Source organism: Marivita sp. (genome assembly GCF_020055635.1).
In the GTDB taxonomy this organism is placed as follows: Bacteria; Pseudomonadota; Alphaproteobacteria; order Rhodobacterales; family Rhodobacteraceae; genus Marivita.
This window is the reverse complement of sequence record NZ_JAIPUT010000012.1, coordinates 59,579-73,210: the sequence shown is the minus strand read 5'-3', so window position 1 is coordinate 73,210 and position 13,632 is coordinate 59,579. Positions and strand designations below refer to the sequence as shown.

The following is a 13,632-nucleotide window of genomic DNA, read 5'->3' as shown; positions in this document are numbered from 1 at the left end:
ATGACATATGTTCCTCTTGTCAAGCCTCCGTCGCCGACCGCCCCGGCATCAGCCGGTGAGCGCGGCGTTGAGCCGCTGATCGAGTTTTTCGAGAAAGCCCATCGTCGTCAGCCAGCTTTGTTCGGGTCCGACAAGCAGGGCAAGGTCCTTGGTCATGAACCCGGCCTCGACGGTTTCGACCACCACCCGCTCCAGCGTTTCGGCAAAGGCGCGCAGGCTGATGTTCTCGTCCAGCTTGGCGCGGTGCTTGAGCGCGCCGGTCCAGGCGTAGATCGAGGCGATGGAGTTGGTCGAGGTCTGTTCTCCCGCCTGGTGCTGGCGGTAATGGCGGGTGACGGTGCCATGGGCGGCTTCGGATTCGACGATCTTGCCATCGGGCGTCATGAGGATCGAGGACATCATGCCCAGCGATCCGAAGCCCTGCGCCACGGTGTCTGACTGCACGTCGCCGTCGTAGTTCTTGCAGGCCCAGACAAACCCCCCAGACCATTTGAGCGCCGAGGCGACCATGTCGTCGATCAGGCGGTGCTGGTATTCGATGCCTTTCGCCTCGAACGCCTCGCGAAACTCGGCGTCGTATATTTCCTGGAAGATCTCGAGGAAGCGGCCGTCATATTGCTTGAGGATCGTGTTCTTTGTCGACAGGTAGACCGGCCAGCCAAGGTTCAGGCCATAGTTCAGCGACGCGCGCGCGAAATCGCGGATCGAGGCGTCGAGGTTGTACATCCCCATGAAGACGCCGGAGGACGGTGCGTCATAGACATCCCGTTCGATGACCTGGCCGTCTTCTCCGACGAATTTCATCGTCAGCTTGCCTGGCCCGGGAAACTTGAAATCCGTGGCCTTGTACTGGTCGCCAAAGGCGTGGCGGCCCACCACGATGGGCTGGGTCCAGCCGGGCACGAGGCGCGGCACGTTGCGGCAGATGATCGGCTGGCGAAAGATCACGCCGCCGAGGATGTTGCGGATCGTGCCGTTCGGGCTGCGCCACATCTGCTTGAGACCGAACTCCTCGACCCGTGCCTCGTCGGGGGTGATCGTCGCGCATTTGACGGCGACGCCGACCTCCCTGGTCTTTTCGGCGGCGTCGATCGTGACCTTGTCCTCGGTGCGGTCACGCTCTTCGATCCCGAGATCGTAATAGAGCAGATCGACGTCCAGATAGGGCAGGATCAGTTTCTTCTTGATGAAATCCCAGATGATCCGGGTCATTTCATCGCCATCCATTTCAACGATGGGGTTTTCGACTTTGATCTTCGACATTGGAGGCTCCCTTTCCTTTGTCGGGTCAGTTCATCGCAGCCGGCGGTGTCAGCTGCATTTCGGCCTGCATCATCAGGCGCATCAGCATCAGGGCCAAGGCCGCTTCGAGGAAAATCGCGCTGGCCAGCGGGACGGGCGTGCCGTCGAACATAAGGCCGACCGGAATGGCGAGTGTCACGCCGACAACCGTGGCCACGGATCCGATCACGCTGGCCGCCATGCCGGCGATATGTCCCATCGGTTCCTGCGCAATCGCCGCCAGATTGCCCAGCGTCATGCCCGCCTGGAAGAAGACCGAGATTTGCCAGATCACGAAGAACGCGAAGAACAGCGTGTCCGAGATATGGCCGGCGCTGGCGGCATAGCCGGCAAGAACCATGAAGGCGGAGAGGCAGACCTGCGCCATCAGCATCGCGCGCACGAGGAACATCATGCCCAGCCGCATCACGAGGCTGGCATTCAGGAACCCCGAACTGCCCGCGACGATGGCGATGAAGCCGAACCACAACGCAAACGTGTCGGCGCGCCCGAAGGTGATGTCGTAGATCTGCTGAACGCTCGACAGCATGGAAAACAGCATGGCGAAACACAGGCCCTGCACCGCGATCGACAGGCGGACGACCGGGTGTGTGAACATCTCGGCCACCGCGCTGCGCAGCGCGGCGGCGCGAAACGGGCGACGGCGGTCACGCGGCAGGGTTTCCGGCAGGCGCAGGCCCACCCACAGCGCCGAGATCACCGAGAAGATCATGAAGCCGTAGAACACCGCGCGCCAGCTATAGGCGTCGATGACGAATGACCCCAGGAGCGGAGCAATGGCGGGGACCAGCGTGAAGATGATCATGATGAAGGACACGATCTGCGCCATGCCGCGTCCCATGTAAAGATCGCGCACCACGGCCATCGCCACGACGCGCGGACCGGCAGCGCCAATGCCCTGGAAGATCCGTGCAATCAGAAGCACTTCGAGGCTTTCCGCCCGCGAGGCTATGAACGCGCTGACGGTGTAAAGCACCGCGCCCCAGAGCATGACCGGCTTGCGCCCGAACGTGTCCGACAGCGGCCCGGTGAAGAACGTGCCGAGCCCCATGCCCAGCACGAAAGTCGTCAGGATCAATTGCGCCTTGTTGATGTTGTCGGGCGTCAGCTCCTGGCCGATCTGCGGCAGGGCGGGCAGCATCGCGTCGATGGACAGGGCCACGGTTGCCGCAAGCATGGCCATCAATGCAATGAATTCGGTGCGCGGCATGGCGTGTGGCATGGGACTGTCCTGAGTTTTGCGGACAGCCCTAGCACCAACTCATAGGGGGGAACAGACCCCCTGCGCGCCGCACGCCCGCGGCGGCGTGTCATCGGTCCGGCTTGGCCGGGTCGTCATCGCTGTTGGCGGTCTCGGTGGGGGTGCCAAGCCGACCGACGAGCCATTCGACATGCTCTTCCCGCTTGCGCATGGCGAACATGCCAAACTGTTGAATGGCAACGACAAACACGCTCAGACCGACAAAAATGAACACGGTGGTTCCGATCTTGCCAAGCGTGGTGGCGGGAACCAGGCTGCCATAGCCGACGGTGGACAATGTCACCACGGTGAAGAAATAGGCGTCGAGCCAGCTCCATCCCTCGGCCCAGCGAAAGAACGCGGTCCCGCCGGCCACGATCACCAACAGGGTCAAGATGAGCGTCGCGACACGAATCCGGTCGGTCATGCGCCCAGCGATGCCCCTTGATCCAGGTCGTCGAGCACCTTCAGCCAGAGGTCTGTCGGTTGCGCACCAGGGACCGCGTGCTGGCTGGCGACGATGAAGGTCGGCACCGAAGTCACACCCATGCCGCGCGCGGCGGCGTCGCGTTCGACGATGTCGCGGCGGTCCTCTTCGGTGGCCAGCAGGCGCAGGACGACGCTGGCATCCATGCCGCAGGCATCTGAGATATCTCCGAGGACATCGTGATCTCCGATATCGCGGCCGTCGACGAAATAGGCCTGGAACAGCGCATCCACCACGGCGTTCTGGTGACCTTCGATGCCAGCCCAGTGGATCAGACGGTGCGCATCCAGGGTATTCGGCGTCTTTTCAATGGCTTCGAAGTTGATCTTCAACCCCGCCTTTTCGGCATTTTCGACCACCGGTGCATAGGCCTTGACCGCCGCGTCCTTGCCGCCGAACTTGGTTTCGAGGTAGGTGCGCCGGTCCATGCCATCGCGGGGCATGTCCGGGTTGAGCTGGAACGGGTGCCAGGTGATCAGGAACGGATGATCGGGACGCTGCTCAAGCGCGCGATCGAGGTTTGTCTTGCCGATATAACACCAGGGGCAGATCGGGTCGGACATGATGTCGAGCTTGACCATGTGTCTTCCTTTCAAGTCGTTTCGAGCGGTTTACCAGATCAACAGGCAAATGATAAGCGATGCAGGTCAACGCGTTGGCTGGTCGGGCAGGGCGCGGCGCAGCAGCTTGTTGTTGGCGTTGCGCGGCAGCGAGCCGATGCGCTGGTAGAGCCGGGGTTGCTTGTAGCGGGCCAGCCGGTCCGCCGCGAATTGCGTCAGGCTGTCCGTGTCGATCCGGGTCTCGGCCACGTAATAGGCCGCGATGATGCGGGTGTCTGGTTTGATCTCGATGTCGGTGACGCCGACCTCGTGGATCTCGGGATGGCGCAAGAGCGCGGCTTCCACTTCGAGCGGACTGACGCGGAAGCCGCCGGCATTCATCATGTCATCGGCGCGGCCATGGTAGAGAATGTCCTTGTTTTCAGTCATTTCGCCCATGTCTCCGGTCAGGAACCAGTCGTCCTGATAGCGGGCCTCGGTCTCTTCGGGTTGATTCAGGTAGCCAAGCATCAGGCCAGGATCGGTGCGATGCACGGCGATGATGCCGGCGGTCCCGATGGGGACGGGTCCGGCATCGCCGACAATCGCGACGCGGCGGCCGGGTTGCGGCCAGCCGAGGCTTTCCGGCGAAAGCAGCTGTGATCCGGGGGCGGAGGAGATGAAAGTCGAACATTCCGACATGCCGAACGCCTCGAAGACCCGGGTGCCGGTGGCGGATTGCCAGGCATCCCGAACCGACGCGGGGAGTTTTTCCCCGGCGGACAGGCCGTGGCGGAGTTTTGGCAGATCCAACGAACCGGACTTCAAGATGTGCCGGTAAACCCCCGGAGCTGCGGCAAAAATTGTCGCCTCATGGCGCCTGAGAAGCAGCGGGATCTGGGCATGCTCGACGCCCTGCGCCGGGATCAGCGCGGTGGCGCCTTTGGTCCACGGATCAAGCAGCCCGGTGCCCAGCGTATAGGTCCAGTTGAAGGCCCCGGCATGCATCAGGCGATCCGACTCGTGCAGCCCGTACCAGCCCTCCATCATCATGCCCCGCGCCCAGATGGCGCGATGGGCGTGGCAGACCGCGCGGGGCGCGCCGGATGTGCCGGAGGTGAAGATGATATAGGCCAGACGGTCCGGGTCGCCGTATTCGACCGTGGCAGGGGGCAAACCGTACCAGTCGGGCATCTGATCCGTACGGATCACCCGTACGCTTGTCGGACAGGCGGTGAGACCGTCATGCAGGATCGCGGCCGGGTGGGTCATGTCGATCAGGACCTGCACCTCGGGATCGGTGAGTTGCGACGAGGTGGGGATCGGCACGATGCCGACCGAGATCGCGGCAAGATATGCGACGGGGAATTCCACGCAATTGCCCACCCGCATCAGGAGGCGGTCTCCGGGGGCCAGGCCGCTGTTCAGCAGGCCGGTCGCGCAGCCGAGAATGGATTGCCTGAGCCGCGCATAGCTCCAGCGTTGGGCGCCGGTGGGGTGAAGCACGGCCAGCGCGATCTTGTCGGGCAGTCGGTGGGCGGCGGACAGAACATGGGCCGCGAGGTTGAACCGCGACGGGCAGGGCGGATAGGGGGCGGGATCGAAAACCGAACTCATGACAGTGCCCTAGGACGCAATCGGGCCTTGCGCAAGCGCCGGTTGCGGGGGGTGCGGGGGCGCTCTATAGACAGTCGCATGTCTGATGATCCGAAGAACCTGATCCGTATCGCACGGGATGCCGGCGGCGACGAACAGCCCGAACCGCTGATCCTGGGCGAGCGCGTCCGCGAATTGCGCAAGGCGCGCAAATGGACGCTGGAACAGGCCGCGCGGCAGGCCGGGCTGGCCCGGTCGACCCTGTCGAAGATCGAGAACGGACAGATGTCGCCGACCTATGACGCGCTGAAAAAGCTGGCGACGGGACTCGAGATCAGCGTGCCGCAGCTTTTCACCCCGCCGCAGCGGGAAAAGGTGAATGGCCGGATGGTGATGACGCCCAATGGGCAGGGTCAACAACACGCCACAACCACCTATGAACACGAGCTTCTGGCCGAAACCCTGACCAAGAAGCAGATGCTGCCCTACCGCGCGCGGGTGCGGGCGCGATCTGTCGAGGAATTCGACGGCTGGGTGCGCCATGACGGCGAGGAATTCCTGTATGTCCTGACCGGAGTGATCCGGCTTTACACCGAGTTCTACGAACCGATCGACATGCGCCGTGGCGATTCAGCCTATTACGACGCCACGATGGGGCATAACGTGATCTCGGTGTCCGACGAGGATGCGACGATCCTTTGGGTCACGTCGCTGAACTGATCGTGGGCTGTCAGTGCAGCCCCATCTCGCTGGCCTGACGGGCCAGGGATTCCACGAACAGCCAATCCGCAAGTTCCTCGGTCGCTTCCAGCGCGGTCAGATCATGCGTGTCCGCCAGATGGTGTGACAGGCCGCTCAGGCTTGCGGGCGGATCCGCGAGGGCATCGCGGTTGAGCAGGGGGAACCGTTCCTCCAGCCGGGCAAGGGCCGTGTGCCAATTCTCGGTGATGTCAGTCCAGGTCATTCAGGCGCTCCTCCAAACGCCCCTCGCTGCGATACGATGGCACAAAGCGGTGAGCCGCAGAAGTGCCTTTTGGTCGCAAGGCCTGAAACGGGGGAACTCCGCCGACAGACGCGGCGTTGCCACTTCGCCAAGACAGCTGTGGGCCGAGCTTGCCCGACAGGCACAAGGGGTCTGTTCGGGCGTTCTCCGCGAACAGCATGCCGAAATTGGGGAACATGCCTGTCGGGGCCGGGGTGTCGCCAAGCCGCGTCTGCGACAGGGATCGAGTAAGCAAAGTGTGTGTTGATGAAGTCAATGAGTATCGCGGTGGTGTCTTGTGCGATGGTTTCGACCATATGCACGGTGCTTTCCACACCGATCCAAGCGAACGAGCCGGGATTCAAGGATGATTTCCAGACCCTGGATCGCAGCAGGTGGTATGTTTCAAGCGGGTGGACCAATGGCGATCATCAGAATTGCTTGTGGCACGAGGATCAGGTCGAGATCTCGAACGAGACCGACCGGCTTCTGCTTTCACTAAGCGATGTTCCGCGCGGGGATCACGAGTATAGTTGTGGTGAAATCCAGTCGGATTCTTCATTCGGCTATGGCATTTATGAAGCCAGGCTGCGCACGTCCTTTGCGTCAGGCGTCAATTCGAACTTTTTCACGCATATTGGCGCACCTCAAGACCTTCCGCACAACGAGATCGATTTCGAATTCATCGTTCAGCCGGGTGAAGGCCCTGTCATACAGTCCAACTATTTCACGAATGATGAGGGCGGGAATGAAGTCCTGCATCCGGTAGACGACGAGGGCCGTGAATTTCACGTCTACGCCTTTGAATGGACCCCGGACCACCTGCGGTGGTATATCAACGGCGCGTTGATCAGGGAAGAAGCGGAGGCCGATATTCCAGAGCCGCCCCAGAAGATCTATTTCAGCATCTGGTCGACGGGCACCCTGATCGACTGGATGGGTCCGTTGGAATACCCGGACACCCCGCTTGTCCTTGAAGTTGACTATGTCGCGTTTCAACCCCTGAACAGCGGTTGTGCATTCATCAATTCGATACCCTGCAGCGAATGAACGCCCAACACGCAAAGCTTTGCGAGGGAGTAGAAAGTTGAAAGTTGTCCGTCCTTCCGGATATCCGGCGCGCTTCAACACGCCCCGCCCGGAGCGTTCGCGTCATTGCATTTCCACCCGCAAATGGCTTCCCTTGCACAAGGTATGGCAGCCGCTTGAAGTGGCGTTGATCATGTCTTCGCGGGGGTCGGACTTGATTGCGAGTTTCAATCGGATCCCGCTGGGCGACACGCCGTTCGTCATTTCATTCGAGAGCCATCTGCCGCGTCTTTTCACCTATGAGCGCAGCGCTGCGTTTCGGTATTTCACGAAGAAACTGGCGTCTGATCGGTGTCGCGCCATCATCCCGATCTCGGACTATGCGCGAAGGACCTTCATGAAACAGCAGGCCGATATCGGTGAATTGCAGACCCTTGAGAAGAAATTGGTTTCCAGCTTCTATCCGGCGGTCGATGTCCCTCGGAAGGTGATGCCCGATGATCCGGTCAGGTTTGACGCGGACAGACCGTTGCGTGTCTTCTTTGTCGGCAACCACTTTTCAAGAAAGGGGGGGCCGGCCCTGTTGCTTGCCGCCAAAGAAGCGGCGAGACGCAATCTTCCTGTCGAGTTCCATATTGTCTCGCAATTGACGGTGGGCGGAGAAAACGGTGTCTGGACCGACCCGACGGATCCGGCGTTTTTCGACCGCTATCTCGGTCTCATGACCCTGCCCAATATCATTCACCACGGATCGTTACCGAATAGCGAGGTGATATCGCTCTTGCAAAGCTGTGACGTGAGCCTCTTGCCGACATTGTCGGATACGTTCGGCTATAGTGTGATTGAATCCCTGGCTTGCGGTGTTCCGGTCATTGCCACGGAGATATGTGCGTTGCCCGAATTGGTCGTCGAGGGAAAAACAGGACATCTGTTGCATCTCGAGACCGATGACCTTGGAGAGTGGACACATCTTTTCAGCATGAAACGGGACCGGAAACAATATGCGCGAATTCTAACGGACACCTTCGCGACCCTGTCCGAGCAGATAATCGAACGTCTGACCGCCTTGATTGACGCGCCATTGGCTCTCGGCGAGATGAAACTGGCCGCCCATGACGACGCTCTTTCACGCTTTGACGCGCGCACCCAATCTTCACGGTTGGATGACCTCTACGACTCGGTGGCAGTCAATCCTCGGTAGCCGGGATAATCGCCACTGATGTCAGAACCAGCCCTGCACGGTGCGGGAGGTGGTCGAGATGTCCTGACCGATGCCGTCAACGGTGGCGCAGGCGCCAAGCGCGCCCGCGACCAGGATCACAAGAGCCCATGCGCGCATGGATCACTCCTCTTCCCACCACCAGACATCTGGTTGCCAGCCGATCCAGTCGCCGTAGATCGGCAATTCCTCGGGGTATTTCAGCTCTTTCGCGTGAGCGATGCGGCTGATGTTCCACTGGTAGATCGGGATCACGTAACGCCCGGTGGTCAGCACCCGGTCAAGCGCGCGGGTGGCGGCGATGAAGTCGTCACGGCTTTGGGAATTGAGGATCGTGTCGATCAGCTCCTCGGCGGCAGGCGAACACATGCCCATCCAGTTGCGCGTGCCCTCGGCCTCGACCCCGTCACAGCCCCAGTAGAGCTTCTGTTCGTTGCCGGGGCTGAGCGACAGGCCACGGCGGTAATAGGTCATGTCGAAATCGTAGGTGTTTGTGCGTTCCTGGTATTGCGCCGAATCGATGGTGGTGACGGTTGGGGTGATGCCCATGCGTTCCAGCGACTGGGTGAACAGATCGATGATCGCCTCGTTCTCCGAACTGCCCTGGCTGAGCACGATCTCGAACGTGTAGGGCCGTCCATCGGGCCGCGTCATCACACCATTCTCGATGGTATATCCGGCCTCTTCCATCAGCGAGATCGCTTTGCGGATGTTGCCGCGATTGCGTTCGGTGCCGTCGCTGACGGGCAGCGTGTAGCCATCCAGCGCGCCGGGCAGGAGCGTGTCGGCGAAGGGGGCCAGCAGATCGCGCACGCGGCCTTCCGCCGGACCGTCCTGCATGCCCAGCACCGAATTCGAGAAATACGAGGTGATGCGCGGCTGCTTGGAGCCGGTCATGGTCTCGTTGATATATTCGAAGTTGAACGCGTGCAGCATCGCGTCGCGCACGCGCCAGTCCGAGAACGCTTCTCGGCGGGTGTTCATGACAAAGCCGGTGATGCCCGAGGGGCGTTCATGCGGCAGCACCGACTTGACGACGTCGCCACTGTCGATGGCGGGGAAATCATACTGGGTTTCCCATTTCTCGGCGTTGAATTCGCGGCTGGAGTTCAGTTCTCCGGCCTTGAACGCCTCGAACATGGCGGTGCCGTCGCCGTAGAATTCAAGGCGGATCTCATCCAGGTTGGCCTGTCCACGCATGAAGTTGACGTCGCGGCCCCAATACTCGGGATCACGCCTGAGGCTGACAAAGCGGCCCGCCTCGTAATCGTCGATGACGTAGGGCGCGGTGGTGATCGGCACCTCGTCGATGCCGGAGGCGGCGAAATCCTTGCCCTCCCACTGGGCCTTTTTCAGGATCGGGCGCATGCCGATGAGCAGCGCCATTTCCGGATCCTGTTCGTTGAAGGTGAACCGGACGCTGCGCGGGCCGGTCTTTTCCATCGACGCGATCTTGTTCCACGCGCCGTGGTAGCGCGGATGGCCGATGGTGCCGAGCGTCTCATAGGACCACATCACGTCCTCGACCGTGAGCGGCGTGCCGTCGGAAAACGCAGCCTCTTCGCGCAGGACGAATTCGACCCATTCGCGGCCCGGTCCGACCTCGATCGATTCGGCCAGAAGCCCGTAGAGCGTGAAGGGTTCGTCCCAGTTGCGGCCCATCAGGCTTTCGTAGGCCAGGAAGCGAAGCTGCCACGGAGTCGAGCCCTTGGGGATGTGCGGGTTGAGGCTGTCGAAGCCGCCGACCTCGCCGGTGACGATGCGGCCGCCGGTGGGCGCGTCGGGGTTGGCATAGGGCAGGGACACAAAATCCGGTGGTAGCTCGGGGTCGCCATACATAGCTATGCCGTGCTGGGGGTCAGCCGCGCCGGACTGCGCGCTGAGCGCGAGGGCCAGGATCGCCGCGCCAAGCCGCCATTGGTGGAAAAAATCCGATCTCATTTTCGCAACATTCCCTGTCTGCTCTTGTTTTATTGACGGCGAAGGTAACGGGGCTTTCTTGGCTTTTCAAACTTTTAGCTTGGACTGTGGAGAAAGATTGCCTATAAAGGGATCACTGCTCGATAGGTTTCTTGCCTGTATGAAACCTGCCTCAATAACTTAACCCCGGCTTCGTGCCGGGGTTTTTTTCTGTCCGAATGTCCTGCGCTCTGCAAGGGTGACGCGACAGAAAGAGAGGCGACATGGACAGTCTGAACCAAGTTCTAAAGGCCTATGGCGACGCGTGGTGCGAGGTGGATGACGGCAGGCGCCGCGATCTGCTGACATCGGCCTGGGCGGATGACGGCCTGTACCAGGATCCCAGCGGCGAGGCCCTGGGACGCGATTCGCTGGTGGGGCATATCGGTCGGGTGCATGACCAGTTTCCGGGGGCGCGAATCGAACTGACCTCGGGTGTCGATGGCCACCATGACCGTATCCGGTTCGCGTGGCGGATGGTGCTGCCCGATGGGTCGGTCCCGGTGCAGGGGATCGACATTGGCCGGATCGGTGCGGATGGCCGGCTGACCGAGATCATCGGCTTTTTCGGAGCGCAGCCACCCGAGGCTTGATCGGACATCCTTCCTTTGCATTATGCAGGCGCAGCATCTAGCGTGCCGCGCAAGCAAACACTTCATGGAAGGGGCGATCATGTCGCTGAAGGGAAAAACCGCCGTCATCACCGGGTCGAATTCGGGCATCGGGCTGGGCGTGGCACAGGAACTGGCGCGGGCGGGCGCGGATGTGGTGATCAATTCGTTCACCGACACGCCCGAGGATCATCGGCTGGCGGAGTCCATCGGCAAGGACCACGGTGTGACCGTGCGCTACATCCAGGCCGACATGTCCAAGCCGGACCAGTGCCGGGCGCTGATCGAACAGGCCGGGGCCTGCGATATCCTGGTGAACAACGCAGGCATTCAGCATGTGGCCCCGATTGACGAGTTCCCGACGGAAAAGTGGGACGCGATCATCGCGATCAATCTGAGTTCCGCCTTTCACACCACGGCCGCGGCGCTTCCGATGATGCGCAAGGCGGGTTGGGGCCGGATCGTCAACATCGCCAGCGCCCACGGGTTGACGGCCTCGCCGTTCAAATCCGCCTATGTGGCCGCCAAGCACGGGATCGTCGGTCTGACCAAGACCACCGGGCTCGAGACCGCACGCGAGGCCATCACCTGCAATGCGATCTGCCCGGGGTATGTCTTGACCCCGCTGGTGGAGGCGCAGATCCCCGACACGGCGAAGAAATACGACATGACAGAGGAAGAGGCCAAGCAGAAGGTCATCCTCGAGCGGCAGCCGTCAAAGGAGTTCGCCACGGTGGAGCAGGTCGGCGGCACGGCGGTGTTCCTGTGCTCTGACGCCGCGGCGCAGATCACCGGGACGACGATCTCGGTGGATGGCGGCTGGACCGCCCTCTGACCGCGCGCATGTGCAGAGGTGCGAGGGGCCAGCCCCTCGCGCTCCCCGGAGTTTATCCGGCAAGATGAAGGAGCAGGCGGCGGCATGGTGAAGATCAATCTTGCGCTTCAGGGCGGCGGCGCGCATGGCGCGTTCACCTGGGGCGTCCTGGACCGGCTTCTGGAGGAGGACGACCTCGAGATCGCGGCGATCACGGGGACGTCGGCGGGCGCGCTGAACGGAGCCGCGCTCAAGGCGGGCTGGCTGCTGGACGGGCGGCAGGGCGCGCGCGACAATCTTGATTGGCTCTGGACGCAGGTGGCGCGGCTGGATGACCTGGCGGTGCCCTTCTGGATGCAGGCGTGGTTGCCGACGCCGGGGGCGATCAGCAGGTCCCTCGAGTTTTCGCCGGCATACCTGGTGGGCGACATGTTTGGCCGGATGGTGTCGCCTTATGCCTGGGGGCCGCTTTATGACAACCCGCTGGAAAAGATCGTCGACCAGTTCGATTTCGGCCGGGTCTGCGCGCGTGACGGACCGGCATTCTTTGTCTGCGCCACCAATGTGCGCGACGGCAAGGTGCGGGTCTTCGAGGGCGACGCAATCACCACGCAGAGCATCCTGGCCTCGGCCTGCCTGCCGACGATGTTCCAGGCGGTCGAGGTGGAGGACCCGCTGACCGGGGCCGTGGAGGCGTTCTGGGATGGCGGCTACACCGGCAATCCGGCGCTGTTTCCGCTGTTCCACGCCGATCTGCCGGATGACGTGGTGATCGTGAACATCAACCCGCTTGAGCGCGACGCCGTGCCGGTGATGCCGAACGAAATCCAGAACCGCATCAACGAGATCAGTTTCAATTCGTCGCTTCTGCGCGAATTGCGCGCCATCGCCTTTGTGCAGCGGCTCCTGTCCGACGGCACGATCCGGGCGGGTGCGATGAAGAACATGCGGGTTCACATGATCGCGGATGACGATCTGATGAACGACCTGTCCGTGGCGACCAAGTTGGTGCCGGTGCCGTCGGTGATTGCCGAGCTGAAAGCGGCGGGCCGCCGGGCCGCGGGCGGGTTCCTTGCGCAGCACAAGCACGATCTGGGCCAGCGTCAGACGGCGGATTTGCGTCAGATGTTCGACTAGCGGCTGGCCGTCAGGCGGCCTTGGCGGGCTGGGTCGGATCCTTGGCATTGGGATAGACCAGGCCGGCGGAGATCACCAGCTTTGCCGCATCCTCGATGCTCATGTCCAGTTCGACCACGTCTTCTTCGGGAAAGAACAGCAGGAATCCCGAGGTCGGGTTGGGCGTTGTGGGCACGAAGACCGAGATCAGCTTGCCCATGGTTTCGGCCCGGTCGGCGACTTCGCCGCGCGCGTCGGTCGAGATGAAGCCGATGGCCCAGATGCCCTTGCGCGGATACTGGATCAGGCAGGCCTTTTCGAAATTGCGTTCGGATTGGGCAAAGATCGTCTCGGCGATCTGCTTGACGCCGCTGTAGATCGACCGGACCACCGGCATCCGTTCCACGAGGCTTTCCGCGAAGCGGATCAGCGACCGGCCGATCAGGCCCTTGGCGACCCAGCCGACAAAGGCCGTGAACACCAGAAAGAAGATCACGCCGATGCCGCGCAGGTTGATGCCGATATATTGCTCGGGGTTGAACCGGCTGGGCACCAGGGGCAGCACGAAGCCGTCGATCCAGCCCATGATCGACCAGATCAGCCAGATCGTCAGGCTCACCGGCGCGATGACGACGATCCCGGTCAGGAAGCTTGCCCGCAGCCGCGAGAAAAGACCGGGTCGGCGTCTTTCGGGTTCGAATGGGGTGGTCATAGGGGATCGGGGGTCCGTCACTGGTT

The 13,632-nt window shown here is 61.9% G+C and carries 15 protein-coding genes; 6 read left to right on the top strand and 9 right to left on the bottom strand.

What is annotated here, in order from left to right:
• Positions 1-48: 48 nt before the first annotated feature.
• From LCF60_RS08445 to LCF60_RS08425, 5 genes are all read right to left on the bottom strand, one after another.
• The gene (locus LCF60_RS08445) at positions 49-1,263 is read right to left on the bottom strand and encodes an NADP-dependent isocitrate dehydrogenase (protein WP_292291083.1); all 1,215 of its coding nucleotides are present in this window, start codon (positions 1,261-1,263) and stop codon (positions 49-51) included.
• A gap of 25 nt (positions 1,264-1,288) precedes the next feature.
• Positions 1,289-2,524: a multidrug effflux MFS transporter gene (locus tag LCF60_RS08440; RefSeq protein WP_292291081.1), complete on the bottom strand. Its 1,236-nt coding sequence runs from the start codon at positions 2,522-2,524 to the stop codon at positions 1,289-1,291.
• 88 nt (positions 2,525-2,612) lie between these two features.
• A complete protein-coding gene (locus tag LCF60_RS08435) occupies positions 2,613-2,969 on the bottom strand; it encodes a potassium channel family protein (RefSeq protein WP_292291080.1) in 357 nt (118 codons plus the stop codon).
• The gene (locus tag LCF60_RS08430) at positions 2,966-3,610 is read right to left on the bottom strand and encodes a DsbA family oxidoreductase (RefSeq protein ID WP_292291079.1); all 645 of its coding nucleotides are present in this window, start codon (positions 3,608-3,610) and stop codon (positions 2,966-2,968) included. Before LCF60_RS08430 ends, LCF60_RS08435 begins: the two co-directional genes overlap by 4 nt.
• A 66-nt stretch (positions 3,611-3,676) precedes the next feature.
• The gene (locus tag LCF60_RS08425; protein WP_292291077.1) at positions 3,677-5,185 is read right to left on the bottom strand and encodes a class I adenylate-forming enzyme family protein; all 1,509 of its coding nucleotides are present in this window, start codon (positions 5,183-5,185) and stop codon (positions 3,677-3,679) included.
• Positions 5,186-5,263: 78 nt separating this feature from the next.
• On the opposite strand from LCF60_RS08425, the gene LCF60_RS08420 reads away from it, so the two are divergent.
• Complete coding sequence (locus tag LCF60_RS08420; RefSeq protein WP_292291076.1) at positions 5,264-5,884, top strand: XRE family transcriptional regulator; 621 nt, start codon at positions 5,264-5,266, stop codon at positions 5,882-5,884.
• Between the two features lie 10 nt (positions 5,885-5,894).
• Here the strand turns inward: LCF60_RS08420 and LCF60_RS08415 are convergent, their stop codons facing one another.
• A complete protein-coding gene (locus LCF60_RS08415) occupies positions 5,895-6,128 on the bottom strand; it encodes a hypothetical protein (protein WP_292291075.1) in 234 nt (77 codons plus the stop codon).
• A 294-nt stretch (positions 6,129-6,422) separates the two neighbouring features.
• Between LCF60_RS08415 and LCF60_RS08410 the strand changes: the two genes are divergently transcribed.
• Both LCF60_RS08410 and LCF60_RS08405 read left to right on the top strand, forming a co-directional pair.
• Positions 6,423-7,196, top strand: a complete 774-nt coding sequence (locus tag LCF60_RS08410) for a family 16 glycosylhydrolase (RefSeq protein ID WP_292291073.1) — start codon at positions 6,423-6,425, stop codon at positions 7,194-7,196.
• Positions 7,197-7,233: 37 nt separating this feature from the next.
• Positions 7,234-8,376, top strand: a complete 1,143-nt coding sequence (locus LCF60_RS08405; protein ID WP_292291071.1) for a glycosyltransferase family 4 protein — start codon at positions 7,234-7,236, stop codon at positions 8,374-8,376.
• Between the two features lie 21 nt (positions 8,377-8,397).
• Here the strand turns inward: LCF60_RS08405 and LCF60_RS08400 are convergent, their stop codons facing one another.
• On the bottom strand, positions 8,398-8,514 hold the full coding sequence (locus tag LCF60_RS08400; RefSeq protein WP_292291070.1) for an entericidin EcnA/B family protein: 117 nt from the start codon (positions 8,512-8,514) through the stop codon (positions 8,398-8,400).
• A 3-nt stretch (positions 8,515-8,517) separates the two neighbouring features.
• Positions 8,518-10,335, bottom strand: coding sequence for an extracellular solute-binding protein (locus LCF60_RS08395; protein ID WP_292291069.1), 1,818 nt, complete (start codon positions 10,333-10,335; stop codon positions 8,518-8,520).
• 242 nt (positions 10,336-10,577) lie between these two features.
• On the opposite strand from LCF60_RS08395, the gene LCF60_RS08390 reads away from it, so the two are divergent.
• From LCF60_RS08390 to LCF60_RS08380, 3 genes are all read left to right on the top strand, one after another.
• Complete coding sequence (locus LCF60_RS08390; RefSeq protein WP_292291068.1) at positions 10,578-10,946, top strand: nuclear transport factor 2 family protein; 369 nt, start codon at positions 10,578-10,580, stop codon at positions 10,944-10,946.
• Positions 10,947-11,025: 79 nt separating this feature from the next.
• Entirely contained in the window at positions 11,026-11,799 is a 774-nt protein-coding gene (locus LCF60_RS08385; RefSeq protein WP_292291067.1) for a 3-hydroxybutyrate dehydrogenase, read from the top strand.
• A gap of 84 nt (positions 11,800-11,883) precedes the next feature.
• Entirely contained in the window at positions 11,884-12,915 is a 1,032-nt protein-coding gene (locus tag LCF60_RS08380) for a patatin-like phospholipase family protein (protein ID WP_292291066.1), read from the top strand.
• A 10-nt stretch (positions 12,916-12,925) separates the two neighbouring features.
• Here the strand turns inward: LCF60_RS08380 and LCF60_RS08375 are convergent, their stop codons facing one another.
• Positions 12,926-13,606: a DUF502 domain-containing protein gene (locus LCF60_RS08375; protein WP_292291065.1), complete on the bottom strand. Its 681-nt coding sequence runs from the start codon at positions 13,604-13,606 to the stop codon at positions 12,926-12,928.
• Between the last annotated feature and the right edge of the window lie 26 nt (positions 13,607-13,632).

Coding starts and splice junctions, on each gene's coding strand:
- LCF60_RS08395 (WP_292291069.1), bottom strand. CDS start 10,335: ATGAGATCGGATTTTTTCCACCAATGGCGGCTTGGCGCGGCGATCCTG.
- LCF60_RS08380 (WP_292291066.1), top strand. CDS start 11,884: ATGGTGAAGATCAATCTTGCGCTTCAGGGCGGCGGCGCGCATGGCGCG.
- LCF60_RS08435 (WP_292291080.1), bottom strand. CDS start 2,969: ATGACCGACCGGATTCGTGTCGCGACGCTCATCTTGACCCTGTTGGTG.
- LCF60_RS08440 (WP_292291081.1), bottom strand. CDS start 2,524: ATGCCACACGCCATGCCGCGCACCGAATTCATTGCATTGATGGCCATG.
- LCF60_RS08375 (WP_292291065.1), bottom strand. CDS start 13,606: ATGACCACCCCATTCGAACCCGAAAGACGCCGACCCGGTCTTTTCTCG.
- LCF60_RS08385 (WP_292291067.1), top strand. CDS start 11,026: ATGTCGCTGAAGGGAAAAACCGCCGTCATCACCGGGTCGAATTCGGGC.
- LCF60_RS08410 (WP_292291073.1), top strand. CDS start 6,423: ATGAGTATCGCGGTGGTGTCTTGTGCGATGGTTTCGACCATATGCACG.
- LCF60_RS08445 (WP_292291083.1), bottom strand. CDS start 1,263: ATGTCGAAGATCAAAGTCGAAAACCCCATCGTTGAAATGGATGGCGAT.
- LCF60_RS08415 (WP_292291075.1), bottom strand. CDS start 6,128: ATGACCTGGACTGACATCACCGAGAATTGGCACACGGCCCTTGCCCGG.
- LCF60_RS08390 (WP_292291068.1), top strand. CDS start 10,578: ATGGACAGTCTGAACCAAGTTCTAAAGGCCTATGGCGACGCGTGGTGC.
- LCF60_RS08420 (WP_292291076.1), top strand. CDS start 5,264: ATGTCTGATGATCCGAAGAACCTGATCCGTATCGCACGGGATGCCGGC.
- LCF60_RS08430 (WP_292291079.1), bottom strand. CDS start 3,610: ATGGTCAAGCTCGACATCATGTCCGACCCGATCTGCCCCTGGTGTTAT.
- LCF60_RS08425 (WP_292291077.1), bottom strand. CDS start 5,185: ATGAGTTCGGTTTTCGATCCCGCCCCCTATCCGCCCTGCCCGTCGCGG.
- LCF60_RS08400 (WP_292291070.1), bottom strand. CDS start 8,514: ATGCGCGCATGGGCTCTTGTGATCCTGGTCGCGGGCGCGCTTGGCGCC.